The 23,445-nt window shown below is 48.1% G+C and carries 12 protein-coding genes, 24 tRNA genes and 6 rRNA genes; 2 read left to right on the top strand and 40 right to left on the bottom strand.

The window, feature by feature from the left end; genetic code table 11:
• Window positions 1-181 precede the first annotated feature (181 nt).
• On the top strand, window positions 182-604 hold the full coding sequence (locus EAL2_RS01240) for a hypothetical protein (protein WP_025434603.1): 423 nt from the start codon (window positions 182-184) through the stop codon (window positions 602-604).
• Window positions 605-681: 77 nt separating this feature from the next.
• Window positions 682-1,899, top strand: a complete 1,218-nt coding sequence (locus EAL2_RS01235) for an IS256 family transposase (protein ID WP_025434602.1) — start codon at window positions 682-684, stop codon at window positions 1,897-1,899.
• 264 nt (window positions 1,900-2,163) lie between these two features.
• On the opposite strand, the gene EAL2_RS01230 is transcribed toward EAL2_RS01235, so the two are convergent.
• The 40 genes from EAL2_RS01230 to EAL2_RS01035 form a co-directional block, all read right to left on the bottom strand.
• Window positions 2,164-3,081 carry a Ppx/GppA phosphatase family protein gene (locus EAL2_RS01230; RefSeq protein WP_025434601.1) on the bottom strand — a complete coding sequence of 306 codons (918 nt, stop codon included), beginning with the start codon at window positions 3,079-3,081 and terminating at the stop codon, window positions 2,164-2,166.
• Between the two features lie 25 nt (window positions 3,082-3,106).
• The gene (locus EAL2_RS01225) at window positions 3,107-3,424 is read right to left on the bottom strand and encodes an FtsB family cell division protein (RefSeq protein WP_025434600.1); all 318 of its coding nucleotides are present in this window, start codon (window positions 3,422-3,424) and stop codon (window positions 3,107-3,109) included.
• 4 nt (window positions 3,425-3,428) lie between these two features.
• Entirely contained in the window at window positions 3,429-3,686 is a 258-nt protein-coding gene (locus EAL2_RS01220) for an RNA-binding S4 domain-containing protein (RefSeq protein WP_025434599.1), read from the bottom strand.
• Between the two features lie 168 nt (window positions 3,687-3,854).
• Window positions 3,855-4,133, bottom strand: a complete 279-nt coding sequence (locus tag EAL2_RS01215; RefSeq protein WP_025434598.1) for an HU family DNA-binding protein — start codon at window positions 4,131-4,133, stop codon at window positions 3,855-3,857.
• 74 nt (window positions 4,134-4,207) lie between these two features.
• Window positions 4,208-5,659, bottom strand: coding sequence for a bifunctional methyltransferase/pyrophosphohydrolase YabN (gene yabN / locus EAL2_RS01210; RefSeq protein ID WP_025434597.1), 1,452 nt, complete (start codon window positions 5,657-5,659; stop codon window positions 4,208-4,210).
• A gap of 90 nt (window positions 5,660-5,749) precedes the next feature.
• The gene (locus tag EAL2_RS01205; protein WP_025434596.1) at window positions 5,750-7,180 is read right to left on the bottom strand and encodes an aminotransferase class I/II-fold pyridoxal phosphate-dependent enzyme; all 1,431 of its coding nucleotides are present in this window, start codon (window positions 7,178-7,180) and stop codon (window positions 5,750-5,752) included.
• Between the two features lie 169 nt (window positions 7,181-7,349).
• Window positions 7,350-8,000 carry an SdpI family protein gene (locus EAL2_RS01200; RefSeq protein WP_025434595.1) on the bottom strand — a complete coding sequence of 217 codons (651 nt, stop codon included), beginning with the start codon at window positions 7,998-8,000 and terminating at the stop codon, window positions 7,350-7,352.
• Window positions 7,984-8,280: an autorepressor SdpR family transcription factor gene (locus EAL2_RS01195; RefSeq protein WP_051489052.1), complete on the bottom strand. Its 297-nt coding sequence runs from the start codon at window positions 8,278-8,280 to the stop codon at window positions 7,984-7,986. The genes EAL2_RS01200 and EAL2_RS01195 overlap by 17 nt, the downstream gene beginning before the upstream one ends.
• Before the next feature lie 142 nt (window positions 8,281-8,422).
• Window positions 8,423-8,539 (bottom strand): 5S ribosomal RNA (gene rrf, locus EAL2_RS01190).
• A 48-nt stretch (window positions 8,540-8,587) separates the two neighbouring features.
• Window positions 8,588-11,500: ribosomal RNA gene (locus tag EAL2_RS01185) — 23S ribosomal RNA — on the bottom strand.
• A gap of 36 nt (window positions 11,501-11,536) precedes the next feature.
• A tRNA-Ala gene (locus EAL2_RS01180) sits at window positions 11,537-11,612 on the bottom strand.
• A 72-nt stretch (window positions 11,613-11,684) separates the two neighbouring features.
• Window positions 11,685-13,212 (bottom strand): 16S ribosomal RNA (locus EAL2_RS01175).
• The 16S, 23S and 5S rRNA genes sit together here with 23 tRNA genes alongside, the layout of an rRNA operon.
• A gap of 153 nt (window positions 13,213-13,365) precedes the next feature.
• A tRNA-Met gene (locus EAL2_RS01170) sits at window positions 13,366-13,442 on the bottom strand.
• Window positions 13,443-13,476: 34 nt separating this feature from the next.
• Window positions 13,477-13,552, bottom strand: a tRNA-Phe gene (locus EAL2_RS01165).
• Between the two features lie 6 nt (window positions 13,553-13,558).
• Window positions 13,559-13,635 (bottom strand) — tRNA-Ile (locus EAL2_RS01160).
• Between the two features lie 47 nt (window positions 13,636-13,682).
• Window positions 13,683-13,759: transfer RNA gene (locus EAL2_RS01155), tRNA-Pro, on the bottom strand.
• Between the two features lie 6 nt (window positions 13,760-13,765).
• A tRNA-Trp gene (locus EAL2_RS01150) sits at window positions 13,766-13,841 on the bottom strand.
• 40 nt (window positions 13,842-13,881) lie between these two features.
• Window positions 13,882-13,958, bottom strand: a tRNA-Ile gene (locus EAL2_RS01145).
• A 25-nt stretch (window positions 13,959-13,983) separates the two neighbouring features.
• Window positions 13,984-14,060, bottom strand: a tRNA-Ile gene (locus EAL2_RS01140).
• Between the two features lie 7 nt (window positions 14,061-14,067).
• A tRNA-Pro gene (locus tag EAL2_RS01135) sits at window positions 14,068-14,144 on the bottom strand.
• A gap of 5 nt (window positions 14,145-14,149) precedes the next feature.
• A tRNA-Ser gene (locus EAL2_RS01130) sits at window positions 14,150-14,241 on the bottom strand.
• A 24-nt stretch (window positions 14,242-14,265) separates the two neighbouring features.
• Window positions 14,266-14,354 (bottom strand) — tRNA-Ser (locus EAL2_RS01125).
• Between the two features lie 11 nt (window positions 14,355-14,365).
• A tRNA-Lys gene (locus EAL2_RS01120) sits at window positions 14,366-14,441 on the bottom strand.
• Between the two features lie 9 nt (window positions 14,442-14,450).
• Window positions 14,451-14,526 (bottom strand) — tRNA-Gln (locus tag EAL2_RS01115).
• 23 nt (window positions 14,527-14,549) lie between these two features.
• Window positions 14,550-14,626 (bottom strand) — tRNA-Arg (locus EAL2_RS01110).
• Between the two features lie 9 nt (window positions 14,627-14,635).
• Window positions 14,636-14,710, bottom strand: a tRNA-Gly gene (locus EAL2_RS01105).
• Between the two features lie 24 nt (window positions 14,711-14,734).
• Window positions 14,735-14,818, bottom strand: a tRNA-Leu gene (locus EAL2_RS01100).
• A gap of 8 nt (window positions 14,819-14,826) precedes the next feature.
• Window positions 14,827-14,902 (bottom strand) — tRNA-Thr (locus tag EAL2_RS01095).
• A 49-nt stretch (window positions 14,903-14,951) separates the two neighbouring features.
• Window positions 14,952-15,028 (bottom strand) — tRNA-Asp (locus tag EAL2_RS01090).
• A 5-nt stretch (window positions 15,029-15,033) separates the two neighbouring features.
• Window positions 15,034-15,109, bottom strand: a tRNA-Val gene (locus tag EAL2_RS01085).
• A gap of 17 nt (window positions 15,110-15,126) precedes the next feature.
• A tRNA-Glu gene (locus EAL2_RS01080) sits at window positions 15,127-15,201 on the bottom strand.
• Between the two features lie 7 nt (window positions 15,202-15,208).
• Window positions 15,209-15,284: transfer RNA gene (locus EAL2_RS01075), tRNA-Met, on the bottom strand.
• A gap of 15 nt (window positions 15,285-15,299) precedes the next feature.
• Window positions 15,300-15,388, bottom strand: a tRNA-Leu gene (locus tag EAL2_RS01070).
• An 11-nt stretch (window positions 15,389-15,399) separates the two neighbouring features.
• Window positions 15,400-15,474: transfer RNA gene (locus tag EAL2_RS01065), tRNA-Asn, on the bottom strand.
• Between the two features lie 5 nt (window positions 15,475-15,479).
• Window positions 15,480-15,596 (bottom strand): 5S ribosomal RNA (rrf, locus tag EAL2_RS01060).
• A 94-nt stretch (window positions 15,597-15,690) separates the two neighbouring features.
• Window positions 15,691-18,603, bottom strand: a 23S ribosomal RNA gene (locus EAL2_RS01055).
• A gap of 36 nt (window positions 18,604-18,639) precedes the next feature.
• Window positions 18,640-18,715, bottom strand: a tRNA-Ala gene (locus EAL2_RS01050).
• Window positions 18,716-18,787: 72 nt separating this feature from the next.
• Window positions 18,788-20,315: ribosomal RNA gene (locus EAL2_RS01045) — 16S ribosomal RNA — on the bottom strand.
• A gap of 414 nt (window positions 20,316-20,729) precedes the next feature.
• The gene (locus tag EAL2_RS01040; protein ID WP_025434593.1) at window positions 20,730-22,334 is read right to left on the bottom strand and encodes a putative polysaccharide biosynthesis protein; all 1,605 of its coding nucleotides are present in this window, start codon (window positions 22,332-22,334) and stop codon (window positions 20,730-20,732) included.
• Window positions 22,335-22,435: 101 nt separating this feature from the next.
• On the bottom strand, window positions 22,436-23,431 hold the full coding sequence (locus EAL2_RS01035) for a peptidylprolyl isomerase (protein ID WP_025434592.1): 996 nt from the start codon (window positions 23,429-23,431) through the stop codon (window positions 22,436-22,438).
• Between the last annotated feature and the right edge of the window lie 14 nt (window positions 23,432-23,445).

The following is a 23,445-nucleotide window of genomic DNA, read 5'->3' as shown; positions in this document are numbered from 1 at the left end:
TATTATGGTATATGTTTTATTTTACATATTATCATAATGATACCATCGCCGCATGCCTTCTAAAAGCTTTTCAACAATCTTCTTTTTATATAACCTGCGCACTATACAATATTTATTGATACTAATTGCCTTTTCAAGGGTATTAGTATCATATCAACATAAGAGTAAGCGAGGTGATGTTATGAATCAAGATGACTTCATACAAAAAGTTCTTTCCAAGACATTCTGGGGCAGCTTCCTGTTTCTTAACGGTGAGGTGCTTGGCAGCAATAACTTTGAAGGCGTCTTCTACAACGGCGAATACGTTGATGACGAGGATGAACTTGAGATACTCAGGGAGTGGATAATTGCCGCCATGAACAGCAAATCGACAGAGACAATCGACGACACTGAAGCCATATGGAAGAAATACCCTATAGAATTGCTCGAGGATGGCAGGGTTCTTGATTTTACAAAAATAGAGACCGAGCCTACACACGATATTTTTTTCGTCATATTTATGAAAGACAACACATGGGAGATACAGATTGAAGAAACAGAAATAGAGTTTGAAGATTCAGAAGGCCTTGGCCTTGATGGAAATTGGACTGATGAGGACATTTGAGTGTGTAAAATAAAGTGTGTATCTTCCTTGGAATTGATATAATCAAACTATCATTCAAGGAGGTATGCACTTTTTATATGGGGATTTTAAGTAAAGATCAAATAAGACAAATGATAAAGCATTACGGAATCAAGGATGCAAAGGACATCCATGAGGCTCTTAAGGACATGTTTTCAGAAACAATCCAGGAGATGCTTGAGGCTGAACTTGATGAGCACCTTGGATATTCAAAATATGACTATAAAAACAAGGAAACGACTAATAGCCGAAACGGCAAAAGAAGCAAGAAGATACTATCAGACCTTGGGGAGTTTGAAATCGAGGTGCCAAGAGATAGGGACGGTGATTTTGAGCCTGTGGTTGTAAAAAATCATCAAAGAAGCGTATCAGGAATAGAAGACCAAGTAATAGGAATGTATGCAAAGGGCATGACAACAAGAGACATAGCAGCTCAGCTAGAAAAGATATACGGGATAGATGCTTCTCCCACACTAATATCAAAGATAACAGATAAGATCCTTCCACTTGCTCAAGAATGGCAAAATCGGCCGCTAGAGCCGATTTATCCGATTATATTTATGGACGCGATACACTATAAAGTCAGGCAGGATGGCAAGGTTATCTGCAAGGCCGCATACGCAGTAATAGGAGTCAACATCGAGGGCAAAAAGGATGTACTTGGCCTTTGGATAGGGGAAAACGAGACAGCCAAGTACTGGCTGCAGGTTCTAAACGACTTGAAAAACAGGGGCGTAAAAGACATCCTTATAGCATCAATAGATGGGCTAAACGGCTTCTCTGATGCGATAAGAGCGGTTTTTCCAAACACGGACATACAAAGATGCATAGTCCATCAGATAAGAAACTCGCTAAGCTATGTATCATACAAGGACAGAAAAGCCTTCGCAAAAGAGCTCAAGGAAGTGTACTCGGCCATAAACGAGCAAACAGCCCTAATAGAGCTTGAAAAGCTCGAAGAAAAATGGGGTGAAAAATACTATATAAGCCTAAAATCATGGAGAAACAACTGGGATGAGCTTTCGGCTTATTTCAAGTATCCTGATGAAATCAGAAAAATAATCTACACGACAAACTCCATGGAGAGCTACAACAGGCAGCTTAGAAAAGTGACCAAAAGCAAGAGTATATTCCCAAGCGATGATTCTCTATTCAAGAGCCTGTACCTTGCAACGGCTGATATCACCCAGAAATGGTGTACAAAACTGCGAGACTGGCACCTGATTCTGGCCCAGTTAAGCATATATTTTGAAGACAGGATTAACCCGTATTTGTAAAAAAAAAGACCATTAAATGTTGGCACTCTAGTTATTTTCACCAAATGGAAAAATATTTAATTTAAGTAATAAAAAGCCTGGAAGGCTCATATTTAAAAGCTTTCCAGGCAACCAACCAATAAAACAATATATCTTTTTTAAGGAATCATACACATAATTATTGACAGACTCGGACATTTTTGAAGATGAAGATGGCGTGGACATATATGTCAATCCTGATGAACTCGCAGACGAATAGAAAGCCCCGCATACGCGGGGCTTTCCTTATGTGTTCATTTTTTTTGCAACGAGACCTTCAAGATTGTCGTATTCGCTTACGGCCATCCTGTCGAAGCATATCATTCTTAATATTATCTCGAGTATGCCGACTCCTGCTGTTATTATGTCGGCCCGTTGCGGCTGAAGTCCCTTTATCATCCGCTTTTCGCTCAGCTTCATATTCTTGAGGCTGCCAAGAAGCTGGCTGATTTCACTGTACATTATAACGCTGCTGTGTATTTTTTCCATGTCGTAGGGCTCCATTTCCTGGAGCATTGCAGCCACCGACGTTATGGTTCCTCCTATCCCTACAACCTTCTTTATGTTAAGCTTACACACCTTGTCTATAGTGTCGTCAAGCTCTTCCGATACATAATTTTCCATCAGCCCATATTCCTCAGTGTCAACGGGATCCCGCCTGAGAAACTTTTCCGTCATTCTCAGCGCGCCTACGTTTTCACTCTTTATGAATTTTATTCCGTCCTTGTTTCCCACTATGAACTCAGTCGAGCCGCCGCCTATGTCCACGACAAGTATGTTCTCATCCTTACGGTCAAGTCCCTGAAGCACGCCTGCAAAACCCATGTCGGCCTCCATTGCGCCGCTTATTATCTCAACGGCTATGCCCGATCTTTCTGCCGCTTTCCTCACAAACTCATCCGAATTCTTGCTGTCCCTGAGGGCAGACGTACCTATGGCCCATATCTCTTCGCAGCCCTCCAGTCTTGCGAGACTGCCGAATTGATCAAGGGACTCCAGATTCCTCTGTATGGCTCCTTCTCCTATGACGCCATTCTTGTCCACATCAAGACCCATTCTTGTTACATTTATGTGCTTTTCTCTATTTTTGAAATTACCGTCTTCATAATCAGCTATGAGCAGTCTCATTGAATTGGTGCCAATATCTATGGCAGCAACCTTCATATCCTTCCCCTCCAAATCTGCGCTGCTATTTTCCACCCTGCGAATCTATATACATTATCTCTCCGGGCTTTACCATCTTGAGCCTTTCTCGAGCTATCCTCTCTACGCTTTCAAGGCTTCCTGCTTCTTCTATCCTTTTGCGAAGCACCTTTATTTCGGATTCTTCGCTTTTTATGTTGCGCTCTATGCTGGCTATTTGCGCCTTGTACTTTCGTATCGTGATTTCCTGCTTTACAAGCGTAATGCAAACATACACGAATATCAGGACAACAGCCATGTTTACAGCGAGCCTCTCATAATTGATCTTCTTTCTGGAGCTCTGCTCCCCTTTGCCTTCATTCATTGTATTAAAGCTCCATATCCTGCTGGATCACTTCATACATTTCACAGGCTTCCTTCTTGAGGACATGCTCCCTTATTTCTGTGACCTTAACCCTTGTGAGCTTTTCTCCAAACCTTATTTCAATAACGTCTCCCACTGCTATATCCGTCGACGCCTTAGCAGTTTTGCCGTTTATGCTTATTATGCCGCTATTGCAAGCCTCTTTAGCTATAGTCCTTCGCTTTATAAGTCTTGATACCTTCAAAAATTTGTCCAGCCTCATTTGCCATTCCTCCAAAGCTACATTTTAAATAACAATCATTATAGTTTTTATTATACCACAAGGAAAAGCCATTTACACTTTCATGCATCCGCCTTCCCGATTATACCTGCGCAAAAAAATAAAAAGCACGGAGCGCATCCGTACTTTTATCTTTTATGTATAATTGTATTACTTGTTAACTATTTCCTTAAGTCCTTTTCCAGCCTTGAATACTGGAGCTTTAGATGCTGGTATTTCTATTTCTTGCTCAGGATTTCTTGGGTTTCTTCCTGTTCTAGCTGCTCTTTCTCTAACCTCGAAAGTTCCAAAACCAACTAGTTGAACCTTGTCATTGCTTATAAGAGCGTCTTCAACTGTCTTCATGAACGCGTTTAGAGCCGCCTCTGCATCCTTCTTAGTTAGGTTACTCTTTTCAGCCATTTTAGCCACTAATTCAGCTTTGTTCACAATAACTACCTCCCCATAAAATATATTAAGAATTTATTAGTAACACTTTTGGAGTGTCTTGGACAAACCAAATTTTAACCCAGCACTTTTTTGGCCGCTTCCCATAGCATGTCCATCTCTTCCAATGTCATATCCTGAATATTCTTACCCATTTTTGCGGCTTCTATCTCTACAAATTGAAATCTTCTTATAAATTTTTCGGTTGTAATGTTGAGTGACTCTTCCGGATCGACTTTCAAAAATCTGGACAGATTGACTACTGAAAACAGCAAATCGCCTAACTCTTCCTGTATGTATTGTATATCGCCGGCTGCATGCGCGTCAACAACTTCTTTGTATTCTTCCTGAACTTTTTTATACACATCTTCAATCTCTTTCCAGTCGAATCCTACATACGCCGCCTTGGTCTGAGCCTTGTGAGCCCTTATCAGCGCCGGAAGATGCCTCGGAATCCTTATCAGGCCTTCCGCCACAGTCTCTTCCCCCTTTTCAGCCTTCTTCATGTCCTCCCACTTCTTCATGAACGTGGCTTCCTCGTACTTGTCTTCTCCGAATACGTGCGGATGTCTGTATATAAGTTTTTTGCATATGCTGTCCGCCACCTCGTCGAGGTTGAAAAGGCCCTCTTCCTTGCCGATCTGCGAGTGGAATACGACCTGCAGAAGCACATCCCCCAGCTCCTCTATCATACCTTCCACATCATCATTTTCAATGGCGTCTGCAAGCTCATAGGCTTCCTCGATCAGACACTTTTTTATGGACTGGTGGGTTTGCTTTATGTCCCAAGGACACCCGTCTTTTGATCTCAGCTTATCCATGATATCTTCAAGCTCATATACGTCCTTGAATTTTTTGCTTGAGCCTCTGGGCACATACACGCTTGTAAGATGATCAAACCCCTTGTAGTGGTCCAGCTCACAAAGCGGCATACTCACAATGCTTTCACTGCCCTTTATACCTGCATGCCCAACAACATATATGCCCTGGTCATCGTCATAATACTCCATTAATTTCAATTTTGTCTCCGAAGCCACAAATTTGCTGTAAACCTGCGTTATTATCACAGCCTTGTCGCTGCTTACCTCCCTGCTTTTGAAGCTGAGCGCATCAAGCAGCACGAACCCATCGGAAGGATCAAAGCCGAGCGCATTGAACATGGCGTCTACAAAGCTCATGGACGGTATTATTTCAAGCCCTATGCCTTTTTCGCCCGCGAGCTTTTCTATCAGTGAAACGGTATTTTCCGCCACCCTGGGGTGGCCGGGAACAGCATAAACAACGCCTTCCTTTGCCATGGATACTATGTGCTCCGCAATGCTGCTATAGACCTTCTCAAAGCTGCATTCAGTTTCGTAGTATCTGTCCAGAGAGTCAAACTCCACGCCCTCTTCTATCAGCTTTTCTACTACAGGATGCTCCTTTGTCCTTAACACAGCACGCTTTGAATTCTTAAGGGCCTCCATTGCGCCCCTGCTTATAAGATCAATATCCCCAGGTCCAAGACCAACTATAGTTATTTTGTTCATAAAAAACACTCCTTTGCTCTGCTTATAGCTACACAACCGTATTATACTCTGCATTTCCAGCTGCCGCATTGTACTGCAATATAGACGCCTCTATTGCATTTCTATCACTTTAACGCTTTTATTTTCATCAGTCCCTACGCCATTAACGTGCATTCCCATGTGCAGCGCCGCTCTAACGTATTCAAGCACATCATCTCCAATTAGCTCTCCAGGTGCAACCAGAGGTATCCCGGGGGGATATGGAATTATATAATCCCCACAAATACAGCCCTTGGATTCTTCCAGCGGAACCAGCCGCTTTTTCATGTAAAACGCGCTCGATATGCTAGCTACCGCTTTGGGCATAGCTCCAGGGTATTGCGGAATTGCAGGCAGGCTGCCGCATCGCCTCAGCTTATCTATTTCGAAAAGAGCCGCCTTAAGCGCGTCAAAGTCACTCCCGCCATTTCCTATAGTGCTTACGAATAGCACACCGTGCGGAGTTGAAAATTCAGGCTGTATTTTGTAGTTTTCCCTCAGCAGCTCTTCTATTTCGTATCCGCTTACTCCAGTAGCCGTTGTCACCACGAACAGCTTTGTCATGTCAAATCCGCTTGCTTTTCCTTCATACAGCTTTATATTGTCAAATCCCTTGAAGACATCGGCAATTTCATATATATATCCTAGCAATTCCCCCATAAGCCTTTCCCCGTGCTTTTCATATATGTGGGCAGCCATCTCAAGCGAGCTCATGAGCAGGTATGACGGGCTTGTAGACTGGAAAATCCGCAAAAGGCTGCGCAGCCTTTCCCTGTCTGCACGTTCTCCTTTGACATGGAGCATTGATGACTGCGTAAAAGAGCCCAGAGTCTTGTGTATGCTGCAAACTGCCATGTCTGCACCCGACTTTATTGCGGACGGTGGCAAAAGGGCGCTAAGTCCAAGGTGCGAACCGTGAGCCGCATCCACAATCAAGACCATGCCGCATTTATGTGCCGCTTTGCTTATGCGGGATATGTCAATGCAGTCTCCATAGTATGTTGGACTTGTCACAAACACAGCCCCGGCATCAGGATTTTCCTTTATGGCCCGCTCTATAGACTCCTCGGATGCCGGCAGGGGTATTCCCCTTTTCTCATCTATCCTCGACGCAGCATAAACTGGATCTATCCTCCCCAGCAGGCAGGCATTGTATGCGCTCATGTGGCTGTTTCTGTCCATAATAAGCTTGCCTCCCGGATCAAGACAGCTCATTATAGCTGCATAAATGCCTCCTGTTGTCCCATTCACAAGAAAGAAGGACTCATCGCTTCCGAAAATCCTGCTCGCAGCATTTTGAGCCTGCAAGATGACATCCTGCGGGTTGTGAAGATTGTCGGTGCCGGGGAGCTCCGTCATGTCGATGCCCAATACCCCAGCTTCATATTCTTCAATGCCCAGCCTTTTAAAAAGCTTTCCTCCATTATGGGCCGGCACGTGAAATGATGTCATACCCTTTTGGGATATTTCCCCCAGTCTTCTATTCAAAAAAAGCTCAGTCACTGCACCCTCCCTTCACATCAGATGTCAGATGTCATATGTCGTAATGCATGCGCATCGTCTGCAAATCCTATAAAGATAGTATATCATGCTTCTATCACATTATGCAAAATACCCGCCTCGCAGCAAAAAAGAGGCCAACAGCTTCAATTTGCAGCCACTCGCCTCTAGATTAATTGTCATTTTTCCTCTGTTCCTTCTTGAAAGCAAAATAAGAATACACGCATATATAGAGAGTAAACCCTATAGTCCCACCCACTACAATGATAAACTTAAGCATTGAGCTTTTTAAAAACGCACTCAATATGAATGCCGCTCCAATGGCTATGAAACCGTACCCCCCGACCCGGTGAGTCTTTTTCCACACATTTTCATTTGCAAGAGTCCACGGCGTCCTTATACCGAAAAAGTAATTCTGTCTTATCTGGCTCATGAAATTCCCAATCACAATGAACATTATGCCCATGCCTATTGAAACCACAGTCGATACATCCAGATTCGCTCCAAGACTCACGAAAATAGTAACCCAGTGTATTGCTATGAGAAATGTTACTATGAGCCCGACTGTCACGCCATAGGCCTTCTGGTGCTTCTCGTAAGATTTCTTCTTTGGATCTATCTTTGGAAACAGCATCATAAGCATGTAAAGCACAAGAGGCAGCAGTGCAGTCATGAACACGTTGCTCTTGCCGCCAATCCTGTCTACCTCACCCTGTATATTCCAGTGAAGAGGTATGGTATCGGGCAGATATCCATAGACAAAGATAGTTCCTATTATAGATACAATTGTAAGCTCGAGAATTAATTTATTTGCCTTCAGCATCCTCGTCACTCCTTTCATTAAAATCAAAAATCCATTTTACAATCTCCTGCATGGCAGTGGTGTTTATGGAGTATATTATATTCTGCCCGTCCTTCTCCCAAAGCACCAGCTTTGCATTCTTTAGAATATTCAAATGGTGGCTTATAGATGGTTTACTTATGTCGAAATACTCAGCTATCTCTCCTGCGCTCATATCCTTTTCTTTCAAAAGCTCAAGTATCTTGCGTCTTGTAGGGTCTGAAAGAGCTTTAAACAGGTCATTCAAGCTATCACCTTCCATTTTGTGTTTTTGTATTTATTTCGCTATTGATTTAGATATTTAGGTAATCATCTAAATATATTTTACTACTTTTTCATATTTTATGCAATATCATCTCTGTTAAAGCTTATACCTGAAAAACTCAAAAAATAAAAAAAAGACTACGCAGCCACGTCCTACTCTCCCGGGACCCTTCGATCCAAGTACCATCGGCGCTAAGGAGCTTAACTTCTGTGTTCGGAATGGGAACAGGTGTATCCTCCTTGCTATTGTGACTGCATTGTCTTTTCTTTGAAGGTTTGCACCCTCAAAACTGCATGCTTTAGACTTGGTCAAGTCCTCGATCTATTAGTACCCATCAGCTGAATGCATTGCTGCACTTACACCCTGGGCCTATCAACCAGGTAGTCTTCCTGGGATCTTACCTATAAAAGTGGGAAATCTTATCTTAAGGTTGGCTTCGCGCTTAGATGCCTTCAGCGCTTATCCATTCCATACATAGCTACCCAGCTGTGCCGTTGGCACGACAACTGGTACACCAGCGGTACGTCCATCCCGGTCCTCTCGTACTAGGGACAGCTCCCTTCAAATTTCCTGCGCCTGCGACGGATAGGGACCGAACTGTCTCACGACGTTCTGAACCCAGCTCGCGTGCCTCTTTAATGGGCGAACAGCCCAACCCTTGGGACCTACTCCAGCCCCAGGATGAGACGAGCCGACATCGAGGTGCCAAACCTCCCCGTCGATGTGGACTCTTGGGGGAGATAAGCCTGTTATCCCCGGGGTAGCTTTTATCCGTTGAGCGATGGCCCTTCCACTCGGAACCACCGGATCACTAAGCCCGACTTTCGTCCTTGCTCGACCTGTATGTCTCGCAATCAAGCTCCCTTCTGCCTTTACACTCTTCGCACGATTTCCGACCGTGCTGAGGGAACCTTTGGGCGCCTCCGTTACACTTTGGGAGGCGACCGCCCCAGTCAAACTGCCCGTCTGACAGTGTCCCAGTACCGGATTCACGGTACATGGTTAGAACCTCAATACTGCAAGGGTGGTATCCCAACGTCGGCTCCAACGAAACTTGCGTTCCATCTTCCAAGCCTCCCACCTATCCTGTACATGCAGCATCGAAATCCAATGCCAAACTGCAGTAAAGCTCCACGGGGTCTTTCCGTCCTGTCGCAGGTAGTGAGCATCTTCACTCACATTACAATTTCACCGAGTCTATTGTTGAGACAGCGCCCAAATCGTTACGCCTTTCGTGCGGGTCGGAACTTACCCGACAAGGAATTTCGCTACCTTAGGACCGTTATAGTTACGGCCGCCGTTTACTGGGGCTTAAGTTCAGTGCTTCGATTGCTCTAACACATCCCCTTAACCTTCCAGCACCGGGCAGGCGTCAGCCCCTATACTTCGTCTTGCGACTTAGCAGAGACCTGTGTTTTTGGTAAACAGTCGCTTGGGCCTATTCTCTGCGGCCCCCTCATGCTTGCACACTAACGGGGCACCCCTTCTCCCTAAGTTACGGGGTAATTTTGCCGAGTTCCTTAACAATAGTTCTCTCGCTAGCCTTAGGATTCTCTCCTCACCCACCTGTGTCGGTTTGCGGTACGGGCACCTTCCACCTCGCTAGAGGCTTTTCCTGACAGTGTGAAATCAACCACTTCGCTACTAAATTTCGCTCCCCGTCACGCCTCAGAATTGCCACGGCGGATTTGCCTACCATGACTCCCTTGACGCTTGGACCTTCAAAACCAGCTGAAGGATGGCCTATCCTACTGTGTCACCCCATCACTCAAATGGTGGTTGGTGGTACGGGAATATCAACCCGTTGTCCATCGCCTACGCCTTTCGGCCTCGGCTTAGGCCCCGACTAACCCAGAGAGGACGAACCTTCCTCTGGAAACCTTGGGTTTTCGGCCGGTGGGATTCTCACCCACCTCTCGCTACTCATGCCAACATTCTCACTTGTATAAAGTCCACTGCTCCTTTCGGTACAGCTTCGCCCCTTATACAACGCTCCCCTACCATCCTTTCGGATCCATAGCTTCGGTGGTGGATTTTAGCCCCGAGAATATTTCGGCGCAGGATCACTCGACCAGTGAGCTATTACGCACTCTTTGAATGAGTGGCTGCTTCTAAGCCAACATCCTGGTTGTCTGTGCAATCCCACATCCTTTTCCACTTAATCCACACTTTGGGACCTTAGCTGATGGTCTGGGCTGTTGCCCTCTTGTCTATGGACCTTATCACCCACAGACTGACTCCCGGATAAAAGTTCATGGCATTCGGAGTTTGATAGCCTTCGGTAACCCATAGGGCCCCTAGGGCATTCAGTGCTCTACCTCCATGTCTCTACGTCCGAGGCTAGCCCTAAAGCTATTTCGGGGAGAACCAGCTATCTCCGGGCTCGATTGGAATTTCACCGCTATCCACAGCTCATCCCCGCACTTTTCAACGTGCGTGGGTTCGGACCTCCGCGAAATTTTACTTTCGTTTCATCCTGTCCATGGATAGGTCGCCCGGTTTCGGGTCTACAGCATGTAACTAAACGCCCATTTAAGACTCGCTTTCGCTGCGGCTCCGGACCTCAAAGCCCTTAACCTTGCTACATACCGTAACTCGTTGGCCCGTTCTACAAAAAGTACGCGGTCACACTAATAATGTGCTTCCACAGTTTGTAGGCATAAGGTTTCAGGTTCTATTTCACTCCCCTCCCGGGGTTCTTTTCACCTTTCCCTCACGGTACTATGCGCTATCGGTCACTAGGTAGTATTTAGCCTTGGGGGGTGGTCCCCCCAGCTTCCCACAGGGTTTCACGTGTCCCGTGGTACTCTGGAGTATGCCTGTGGCCTTCTTGTTTCATCTACAGGACTGTTACCTTCTATGGTGGGCCTTTCCAGACCTCTTCGATTACAATAGCCGCCACGTGATGGCATATCCGCAACCCCGACAAGGTAAACCTCGTCGGTTTGGGCTCTTCCCTTTTCGCTCGCCGCTACTTAGGGAATCGATTTTTCTTTCTCTTCCTCCGGGTACTTAGATGTTTCAGTTCCCCGGGTTCCCCTCATTAGACTATGTATTCATCTAATGATACATGGACATTACTCCATGTGGGTTTCCCCATTCGGAAATCTTCGGATCAATGACTGCTTGCGTCTCCCCGAAGCTTATCGCAGCTTACCGCGTCCTTCATCGGCTCCTAGTGCCAAGGCATCCGCCTTATGCCCTTAATAACTTGACCATTTTATCTAAAGCTATGCAGTTTTCAAGGTACAAATGGTGGAGATAATGAGATTCGAACTCATGACCCCCTGCTTGCAAGGCAGGTGCTCTCCCAACTGAGCTATACCCCCACGCATAAAAAAAGCTGTTCAATTTTGAAGGCTTGAGCCCTCAAGACTAAACAGCAGGCTATTTCTCCTTAGAAAGGAGGTGATCCAGCCGCACCTTCCGATACGGCTACCTTGTTACGACTTCACCCCAGTCATCAGTTTCACCTTCGGCAGCCTCCCCCTTGCGGTTGGACAGCTGACTTCGGGCGCCCCCGACTCCCATGGTGTGACGGGCGGTGTGTACAAGACCCGGGAACGCATTCACCGCGGCATTCTGATCCGCGATTACTAGCAACTCCGACTTCATGCAGGCGAGTTTCAGCCTGCAATCCGAACTGAGAACGGCTTTAAGGGATTGGCTTGCTCTCGCGAGCTCGCAACCCGTTGTACCGCCCATTGTAGCACGTGTGTAGCCCTGAACATAAGGGGCATGATGATTTGACGTCATCCCCACCTTCCTCCGAGTTGTCCTCGGCAGTCTCTCTAGAGTGCCCACCCTAAGTGCTGGCAACTAAAGATAGGGGTTGCGCTCGTTGCGGGACTTAACCCAACATCTCACGACACGAGCTGACGACAACCATGCACCACCTGTCACCTTTGTCTCCGAAGAGAAAGCTTCCGTTACGAAGCGGTCAAAGGGATGTCAAGTCCAGGTAAGGTTCTTCGCGTTGCTTCGAATTAAACCACATGCTCCGCTGCTTGTGCGGGTCCCCGTCAATTCCTTTGAGTTTTACTCTTGCGAGCGTACTCCCCAGGCGGAGTGCTTAATGCGTTAGCTGCGGCACCGAGGTTTGACCCCCGACACCTAGCACTCATCGTTTACGGCGTGGACTACCAGGGTATCTAATCCTGTTCGCTCCCCACGCTTTCGTGCCTCAGCGTCAGTAACAGTCCAGAAAGTCGCCTTCGCCACTGGTGTTCCTCCTAATATCTACGCATTTCACCGCTACACTAGGAATTCCACTTTCCTCTCCTGTACTCAAGTCCGGCAGTTCCAAAGGCTCACTATGGTTGAGCCATAGCCTTTCACCTCTGGCTTGCAAGACCGCCTACGCACCCTTTACGCCCAGTGATTCCGGATAACGCTTGCCCCCTACGTATTACCGCGGCTGCTGGCACGTAGTTAGCCGGGGCTTCCTCCCAAGGTACCGTCATTATCTTCCCTTGGGACAGAGCTTTACGACCCGAAGGCCTTCATCGCTCACGCGGCGTTGCTGCATCAGGCTTTCGCCCATTGTGCAATATTCCCCACTGCTGCCTCCCGTAGGAGTCTGGACCGTGTCTCAGTTCCAGTGTGGCCGATCACCCTCTCAGGTCGGCTACCCATCGCAGCCTTGGTGAGCCGTTACCTCACCAACTAGCTAATGGGACGCGGGCCCATCCTATGCCGCAAAAGCTTTGGCGAGTCGTCCATGCGGACATCTCGCTTTATCCGGTATTAGCACACCTTTCGGTGCGTTATCCCTGTGCATAGGGCAGGTTGCCCACGTGTTACTCACCCGTCCGCCGCTCACGCAGCGGGGCTTCGTCCGAAGACTCCCTCCCGCTTTGTTCGCTCGACTTGCATGTGTTAAGCACGCCGCCAGCGTTCATCCTGAGCCAGGATCAAACTCTTAAAAAGAAATCCTTGGGACTATGTCCCTTTAGCTCACTTTGACATCTTGCGATGTCTCACTGACTTTAAATAATTTCGATGGCTTAGCCATCTTTAAAAAATAAGCCTGCTGTTTAGTTTTCAAGGTTCAATTTGCGATGCTTTTTAAAAAAGCATGTATGGTAGCGGCAACAAGGATCGAACTTGTGACCTTTCGGGTATGAACCGAACGCTCTAGCCAGCTGAGCTATGCCGCCATAATTTTATATTTAAATTATTGCAATAAATATATGGTGCCCAGAGGCGGAATCGAACCACCGACACGGGGATTTTCAGTCCCCTGCTCTACCGACTGAGCTATCTGGGCAAAAGATGGTGGGCCTTCAGGGACTCGAACCCCGGACCTACCGGTTATGAGCCGGGCGCTCTAACCAACTGAGCTAAAGGCCCATCTTTTTAAGTGTTTCAAAGGTGTGCAGTCGAATACCGATATGGCATGGTCGAGGTGGAGGGACTCGAACCCCCGGCCCCATGGTCCCAAACCACGTGCGCTACCAAACTGCGCTACACCTCGTTGAATTGGCAGGAGTGGCAGGATTTGAACCCACGACATTCGGTTTTGGAGACCGACGTTCTACCGGCTGAACTACACTCCTAAAAAGTTTTCAGCATACAATATCATCAACAAGTATAAGATGGTGGGCCTTCAGGGACTCGAACCCCGGACCTACCGGTTATGAGCCGGGCGCTCTAACCAACTGAGCTAAAGGCCCATCTTTTTAAATGTTGAAAATCTTATGGTGGGCCTAACTGGACTCGAACCAGTGACCTCACGCTTATCAGGCGTGCGCTCTAACCACCTGAGCTATAGGCCCTCATTGATGGTCGAGGTGGAGGGACTCGAACCCCCGGCCCCATGGTCCCAAACCACGTGCGCTACCAAACTGCGCTACACCTCGATATATGGCGGAGAAGGAGGGATTTGAACCCTCGCGCCCCTTGACAGAGCCTACTCCCTTAGCAGGGGAGCCTCTTCAGCCACTTGAGTACTTCTCCATATATTGTGAAACAAATTGCTTATGGCGGAGGGGGTGGGATTCGAACCCACGTGGGCTTGCACCCTAACGGTTTTCAAGACCGCCCCGTTATGACCGCTTCGGTACCCCTCCGTAGTTTTGGATGGTGACCCATCCGCGACTCGAACGCGGGACACCCTGATTAAAAGTCAGATGCTCTACCGACTGAGCTAATGGGTCACATTTGTTTGGCTGGGGATGCTGGACTCGAACCAGCGCATGCAGGAGTCAAAGTCCTGTGCCTTACCGACTTGGCGAATCCCCAATGTCATCAAATTAAATGTTAAATGGCGCGCCTGCAGGGATTCGAACCCCGGACACACGGCTTAGAAGGCCGTTGCTCTATCCTACTGAGCTACAGGCGCATATTTGTTTGGAGCGGAAGACGGGATTTGAACCCGCGACCCTCGCCTTGGCAAGGCGATGCTCTACCACTGAGCCACTTCCGCATATTCCAAGTCAAAAGGTTTTTGTGGTGCGGGTGGAGGGACTTGAACCCCCACGTACTGGACACTAGATCCTAAGTCTAGCGCGTCTGCCAATTCCGCCACACCCGCATGTTTTGTGGAGCTGGTGATGGGACTCGAACCCGCAACCTACTGATTACAAGTCAGTTGCTCTGCCAATTGAGCTACACCAGCATGATACTGTTGTTAAGTTTCATACCACATTCCACTTTGAAATTATAAATGGCGATCCGGAAGGGGCTCGAACCCTCGACCTCCAGCGTGACAGGCTGGCATTCTAACCAACTGAACTACCGGACCGAATTTGGTGGGAGCAACAGGGCTCGAACCTGTGACCCCCTGCTTGTAAGGCAGATGCTCTCCCAGCTGAGCTATGCTCCCACGAAATGTGAAACTAATGGTGACCCTACCGGGGTTCGAACCCGGGTTACCGCCGTGAAAGGGCGGTGTCTTAACCGCTTGACCATAGGGCCTTGATTTTGGTTGCGGGGGTAGGACTCGAACCTACGACCTTCGGGTTATGAGCCCGACGAGCTGCCAACTGCTCCACCCCGCGTCATTATGAATTTCCTGGTGCCGAAGGCCGGGATCGAACCGGCACGATCGGTAAGGATCGCAGGATTTTAAGTCCTGTGCGTCTGCCAATTCCGCCACTTCGGCTTGAAACTATGTGGCTCCGGAGGTGGGATTCGAACCCACAACCTCTCGGTTAACAGCCGATTGCTCCGCCATTGAGCTACTCCGGAATATTACCTGGCTGCGTCCTACTCTCCCGGGACCCTTCGATCCAAGTACCATCGGCGCTGAAGAGCTTAACTTCTGTGTTCGGCATGGGAACAGGTGTAGCCTCTTCGCTATTGCAACCAGATTGTCCTTGCGGACTTTTACTATTTTAGCACGGCACACCGTGTTTGTCAATAGCTTTTTGAAGGTTTGCACCCTCAAAACTGCATGCTTTAGACTTGGTCAAGTCCTCGATCTATTAGTACCCATCAGCTGAATGCATTGCTGCACTTACACCCTGGGCCTATCAACCAGGTAGTCTTCCTGGGATCTTACCTATAAAAGTGGGAAATCTTATCTTAAGGTTGGCTTCGCGCTTAGATGCCTTCAGCGCTTATCCATTCCATACATAGCTACCCAGCTGTGCCGTTGGCACGACAACTGGTACACCAGCGGTACGTCCATCCCGGTCCTCTCGTACTAGGGACAGCTCCCTTCAAATTTCCTGCGCCTGCGACGGATAGGGACCGAACTGTCTCACGACGTTCTGAACCCAGCTCGCGTGCCTCTTTAATGGGCGAACAGCCCAACCCTTGGGACCTACTCCAGCCCCAGGATGAGACGAGCCGACATCGAGGTGCCAAACCTCCCCGTCGATGTGGACTCTTGGGGGAGATAAGCCTGTTATCCCCGGGGTAGCTTTTATCCGTTGAGCGATGGCCCTTCCACTCGGAACCACCGGATCACTAAGCCCGACTTTCGTCCTTGCTCGACCTGTATGTCTCGCAATCAAGCTCCCTTCTGCCTTTACACTCTTCGCACGATTTCCGACCGTGCTGAGGGAACCTTTGGGCGCCTCCGTTACACTTTGGGAGGCGACCGCCCCAGTCAAACTGCCCGTCTGACAGTGTCCCAGTACCGGATTCACGGTACATGGTTAGAACCTCAATACTGCAAGGGTGGTATCCCAACGTCGGCTCCAACGAAACTTGCGTTCCATCTTCCAAGCCTCCCACCTATCCTGTACATGCAGCATCGAAATCCAATGCCAAACTGCAGTAAAGCTCCACGGGGTCTTTCCGTCCTGTCGCAGGTAGTGAGCATCTTCACTCACATTACAATTTCACCGAGTCTATTGTTGAGACAGCGCCCAAATCGTTACGCCTTTCGTGCGGGTCGGAACTTACCCGACAAGGAATTTCGCTACCTTAGGACCGTTATAGTTACGGCCGCCGTTTACTGGGGCTTAAGTTCAGTGCTTCGATTGCTCTAACACATCCCCTTAACCTTCCAGCACCGGGCAGGCGTCAGCCCCTATACTTCGTCTTGCGACTTAGCAGAGACCTGTGTTTTTGGTAAACAGTCGCTTGGGCCTATTCTCTGCGGCCCCCTCATGCTTGCACACTAACGGGGCACCCCTTCTCCCTAAGTTACGGGGTAATTTTGCCGAGTTCCTTAACAATAGTTCTCTCGCTAGCCTTAGGATTCTCTCCTCACCCACCTGTGTCGGTTTGCGGTACGGGCACCTTCCACCTCGCTAGAGGCTTTTCCTGACAGTGTGAAATCAACCACTTCGCTACTAAATTTCGCTCCCCGTCACGCCTCAGAATTGCCACGGCGGATTTGCCTACCATGACTCCCTTGACGCTTGGACCTTCAAAACCAGCTGAAGGATGGCCTATCCTACTGTGTCACCCCATCACTCAAATGGTGGTTGGTGGTACGGGAATATCAACCCGTTGTCCATCGCCTACGCCTTTCGGCCTCGGCTTAGGCCCCGACTAACCCAGAGAGGACGAACCTTCCTCTGGAAACCTTGGGTTTTCGGCCGGTGGGATTCTCACCCACCTCTCGCTACTCATGCCAACATTCTCACTTGTATAAAGTCCACTGCTCCTTTCGGTACAGCTTCGCCCCTTATACAACGCTCCCCTACCATCCTTTCGGATCCATAGCTTCGGTGGTGGATTTTAGCCCCGAGAATATTTCGGCGCAGGATCACTCGACCAGTGAGCTATTACGCACTCTTTGAATGAGTGGCTGCTTCTAAGCCAACATCCTGGTTGTCTGTGCAATCCCACATCCTTTTCCACTTAATCCACACTTTGGGACCTTAGCTGATGGTCTGGGCTGTTGCCCTCTTGTCTATGGACCTTATCACCCACAGACTGACTCCCGGATAAAAGTTCATGGCATTCGGAGTTTGATAGCCTTCGGTAACCCATAGGGCCCCTAGGGCATTCAGTGCTCTACCTCCATGTCTCTACGTCCGAGGCTAGCCCTAAAGCTATTTCGGGGAGAACCAGCTATCTCCGGGCTCGATTGGAATTTCACCGCTATCCACAGCTCATCCCCGCACTTTTCAACGTGCGTGGGTTCGGACCTCCGCGAAATTTTACTTTCGTTTCATCCTGTCCATGGATAGGTCGCCCGGTTTCGGGTCTACAGCATGTAACTAAACGCCCATTTAAGACTCGCTTTCGCTGCGGCTCCGGACCTTAAGGTCCTTAACCTTGCTACATACCGTAACTCGTTGGCCCGTTCTACAAAAAGTACGCGGTCACACTAATAATGTGCTTCCACAGTTTGTAGGCATAAGGTTTCAGGTTCTATTTCACTCCCCTCCCGGGGTTCTTTTCACCTTTCCCTCACGGTACTATGCGCTATCGGTCACTAGGTAGTATTTAGCCTTGGGGGGTGGTCCCCCCAGCTTCCCACAGGGTTTCACGTGTCCCGTGGTACTCTGGAGTATGCCTGTGGCCTTCTTGTTTCATCTACAGGACTGTTACCTTCTATGGTGGGCCTTTCCAGACCTCTTCGATTACAATAGCCGCCACGTGATGGCATATCCGCAACCCCGACAAGGTAAACCTCGTCGGTTTGGGCTCTTCCCTTTTCGCTCGCCGCTACTTAGGGAATCGATTTTTCTTTCTCTTCCTCCGGGTACTTAGATGTTTCAGTTCCCCGGGTTCCCCTCATTAGACTATGTATTCATCTAATGATACATGGACATTACTCCATGTGGGTTTCCCCATTCGGAAATCTTCGGATCAATGACTGCTTGCGTCTCCCCGAAGCTTATCGCAGCTTACCGCGTCCTTCATCGGCTCCTAGTGCCAAGGCATCCGCCTTATGCCCTTAATAACTTGACCATTTTATCTAAAGCTATGCAGTTTTCAAGGTACAAATGGTGGAGATAATGAGATTCGAACTCATGACCCCCTGCTTGCAAGGCAGGTGCTCTCCCAACTGAGCTATACCCCCACGCATAAAAAAAGCTGTTCAATTTTGAAGGCTTGAGCCCTCAAGACTAAACAGCAGGCTATTTCTCCTTAGAAAGGAGGTGATCCAGCCGCACCTTCCGATACGGCTACCTTGTTACGACTTCACCCCAGTCATCAGTTTCACCTTCGGCAGCCTCCCCCTTGCGGTTGGACAGCTGACTTCGGGCGCCCCCGACTCCCATGGTGTGACGGGCGGTGTGTACAAGACCCGGGAACGCATTCACCGCGGCATTCTGATCCGCGATTACTAGCAACTCCGACTTCATGCAGGCGAGTTTCAGCCTGCAATCCGAACTGAGAACGGCTTTAAGGGATTGGCTTGCTCTCGCGAGCTCGCAACCCGTTGTACCGCCCATTGTAGCACGTGTGTAGCCCTGAACATAAGGGGCATGATGATTTGACGTCATCCCCACCTTCCTCCGAGTTGTCCTCGGCAGTCTCTCTAGAGTGCCCACCCTAAGTGCTGGCAACTAAAGATAGGGGTTGCGCTCGTTGCGGGACTTAACCCAACATCTCACGACACGAGCTGACGACAACCATGCACCACCTGTCACCTTTGTCTCCGAAGAGAAAGCTTCCGTTACGAAGCGGTCAAAGGGATGTCAAGTCCAGGTAAGGTTCTTCGCGTTGCTTCGAATTAAACCACATGCTCCGCTGCTTGTGCGGGTCCCCGTCAATTCCTTTGAGTTTTACTCTTGCGAGCGTACTCCCCAGGCGGAGTGCTTAATGCGTTAGCTGCGGCACCGAGGTTTGACCCCCGACACCTAGCACTCATCGTTTACGGCGTGGACTACCAGGGTATCTAATCCTGTTCGCTCCCCACGCTTTCGTGCCTCAGCGTCAGTAACAGTCCAGAAAGTCGCCTTCGCCACTGGTGTTCCTCCTAATATCTACGCATTTCACCGCTACACTAGGAATTCCACTTTCCTCTCCTGTACTCAAGTCCGGCAGTTCCAAAGGCTCACTATGGTTGAGCCATAGCCTTTCACCTCTGGCTTGCAAGACCGCCTACGCACCCTTTACGCCCAGTGATTCCGGATAACGCTTGCCCCCTACGTATTACCGCGGCTGCTGGCACGTAGTTAGCCGGGGCTTCCTCCCAAGGTACCGTCATTATCTTCCCTTGGGACAGAGCTTTACGACCCGAAGGCCTTCATCGCTCACGCGGCGTTGCTGCATCAGGCTTTCGCCCATTGTGCAATATTCCCCACTGCTGCCTCCCGTAGGAGTCTGGACCGTGTCTCAGTTCCAGTGTGGCCGATCACCCTCTCAGGTCGGCTACCCATCGCAGCCTTGGTGAGCCGTTACCTCACCAACTAGCTAATGGGACGCGGGCCCATCCTATGCCGCAAAAGCTTTGGCGAGTCGTCCATGCGGACATCTCGCTTTATCCGGTATTAGCACACCTTTCGGTGCGTTATCCCTGTGCATAGGGCAGGTTGCCCACGTGTTACTCACCCGTCCGCCGCTCACGCAGCGGGGCTTCGTCCGAAGACTCCCTCCCGCTTTGTTCGCTCGACTTGCATGTGTTAAGCACGCCGCCAGCGTTCATCCTGAGCCAGGATCAAACTCTTAAAAAGAAATCCTTGGGACTATGTCCCTTTAGCTCACTTTGACATCTTGCGATGTCTCACTGACTTTAAATAATTTCGATAGCTTAGCCATCTTTAAAAAATAAGCCTGCTGTTTAGTTTTCAAGGTTCAATTTGCGATGTGACTAATATATCTTATCACTCCAAGACTCCAAAGTCAACATCTTTTTGTTTGTTTTTAATTTATTCTCTGTTCCAATTCTCTGCCGCTCTCGGCGACATAGACTAATATACCAGCTTTGGTTTCACGTGTCAACACATTTTTATCTAAAATCCAAACATACGCCAAGCGCATTTAAAAACCACACAATACAGCTTTGAAAGATAAAAAGCCACCTGCATTTTGTCGAATCACCAAATGCAGGCGGCCTCAATTCAAGTACCCTTTCATTCATTACTTATTTATGCCTTTAGCAGCCTTGTTTTTTTGAGTATTCCAACAAGCTTTTTGCCTCTTGGAATTACAAGTATCTCCGACTCCTTTATTATGCCGACTCTAAAAAGCAGCACTATATAAGCAGCCATACCTATACATATCGAGACTGCGCACGAGAGATTGTTTCCAAGGCTGCCTACTACTGCAGCAAACGAAACCCATACAACTCCTGCCATTATAAGCGATGCCAGCATAGGCTTCACTACAGAATCCATTATCTCAAATTTTATGTTAATATATTTCTTTATATATACGAAGTTGAGCACAGCAGCCACTCCATATGCAACCACCGTTCCCAACGCCGCCCCTTTAACGTTGATTGACGGTATTCCCGTCAGAACGTAGCTTATACCTATCTTGAACACAGCTCCTATAGCCAGGTTCTTCACCGGAACATACGCCCTGCCCAAACCCTGGAATATGCCCGTGAAGGTCTGTGTGTAGCCGAGAAAAACAACTCCCAGCGAAAGATAAAGCAGTATGTCACCGGCAGATGCAGGCTCATTTGGAAACAGCAACTTCATTATAGGGACAGATAGCACGGCAAGCCCGAATGCAGCTGGAAATGAGGCCACGCTCGAAACCTTGACTGATATTTGAGTGTATTCCTTCGCTGCATCTATATTCTTTTGCGCCATACACTGAGATATCAGCGGCACAAGACTCATCGAAAGCGCCACAGTAAGCACTTGCGGGAGGTTTACAAGCGTTGCCGCCATTCCTGTAAGCTGGCCGTAAAGGCTTGATGACTCTTCAACGCTAAATCCAATGTCCTGAAGCCTTCTCATGACTATAGCCGTATCTATAAATGTCATTATCGGTATTATCCCAGCGCCTATAGTTATAGGCACAGCAATATTCAGAAGCTTTTTAATGATTTCAGACGATGATTCTTCGCTGTGATTCCCGGGGTTTCTCTCTATTTCGCTATGTATGCTTTTTTTGCTCTTCATGTATATATACAACATGAACAGCGCTCCGAAAACTGCTCCCGCAGTAGCTCCAAACGACGCTCCCGCCGCAGCATACTCCTTGCCTTTATCAAGCAGAAATACAGCGAGAAACAGTCCAAGCCCAACCCTGAAAAACTGCTCTATTATCTGCGATATAGCCGTAGGCTTCATATCCTGTAGCCCCTGGAAATATCCTCTATAGGATGACATAATCGACACAAAAAAAAGCGCCGGTGCAATTGCCTTCATAGAATACTCCGCCTTTGGATTCTTAAACCAGCTGCTAACCAGAAAATCCGAACCAAAATACAGTAGCAGCGAGCTTAGTACCCCTACAGATATGAGTGCGGTGAATGATGTCTTGAATATCTTATGGGCTCCTCTTCTGTCTCCAAGTGCAACCTTTTCCGATACAAGCTTTGATATGGCTGTTGGAAATCCAGCCGTGGATATTACAAGCAGCAGCACGTACATTGGATATGCCGTAGAATAGTAGCCTATACCCTCTGAACTTATTATGTTTGTAAGCGGTATCCTGAAGAACGCTCCCATGACCTTGACGATTATGCCTGCTATCCCCAGTATGAAAGCTCCCTTTAAAAAGGAATCCTTTTTCATAAATATTTCCTCCCAGATCTTTTCCCTGTTTAAAACTGTTCAGGCCCGGACAAGCGCCCGAGCCGTTTATTCAGTCATTGAAAAACCAATTCTATTTGAGTCTACTTCTTCGTTTCATCCTTTAGCAGCTTTTCAATCTTAGCCTTTTCGTTGAGCTCAGTCGCGAACTGATTGTATTTGCTCTGTTCCATCTCGCTCTTTATCGAATCCTTAAGCTTTTCGAACTCAGGTATCTCGTCTATCTTGTCAGTCACCTTTATTATGTGGTAGCCGAACTGGCTTTTTACCAGCTCTGATATCTGGCCTTTTTCAAGCTTGAACGCAGCCTCTTCGAACTCAGGCACCATTACGCCCTTGCCGAAAAAATTCAGGTCTCCGCCGTTTTTTGCAGAGCCTTCATCCTGCGAGTATGTTTTGGCAAGCTCCGCAAAATCGTCGCCCGCCTTGGCCTTTTGAAGCACCTCGTTTGCAAGCTTTTCCTGCTCTTTTATCTTGTCCTCCGAAAGCGGATTCATGCTGTCATCCACAGTCTTGATGAGTATGTGGGATGCCCTGACTTGCTGATTCCTGTAGTTTTCCTTGTTCTTTTCGAAGTAATCCTCGAGGTCTGCATCGGTGAGCTTGAGCTCTGCTTTGAAACTCTCTTCAAGTCCCGAAACTGTAAGCTCTTTTCTCAGCTGGTTTTTTATAAATTCATCGTCTATCTTGCTCTTCTCAAGGAATGTCTTCATATCCGCACTCGCCGCAACACTATCCTTGAACTCCTTCAATGCTTTGTCAACCTCAGACTCATCAACTTTTACGCCTTGCTTTTGTGCCTCCTGATAGAGCACTTCGACAGATATCATTGTTTCAAGCACCTGTTCCTTTATGAGCTCGTTGAATGTCTTTCCATCTCCGGCGTCCTTCGTCCATATTTCCTCGCCGTAGAGTCCTTCATAGCCTTTTTTTGTAAGCGCCAGGTTCTTTTCAAAATCCTGCGCAGTGATAAACTTGCCATTTACCTTAGCCACATTTTCGCCTGATTTTCCAGAGCCGCAAGCAACCAATGAAATAGACAGTAAGGCAATTATAAAAATGCTCATTATTTTCCTCATAGCTAACATCCTTT

Origin of the sequence: Peptoclostridium acidaminophilum DSM 3953, assembly GCF_000597865.1 — a bacterium.
GTDB lineage: Bacteria > Bacillota > Clostridia > Peptostreptococcales > Peptostreptococcaceae > Peptoclostridium_A > Peptoclostridium_A acidaminophilum.
The sequence above is the reverse complement of the archived record's forward strand: the minus strand, read 5'-3'. Positions and strand labels throughout refer to the sequence as shown.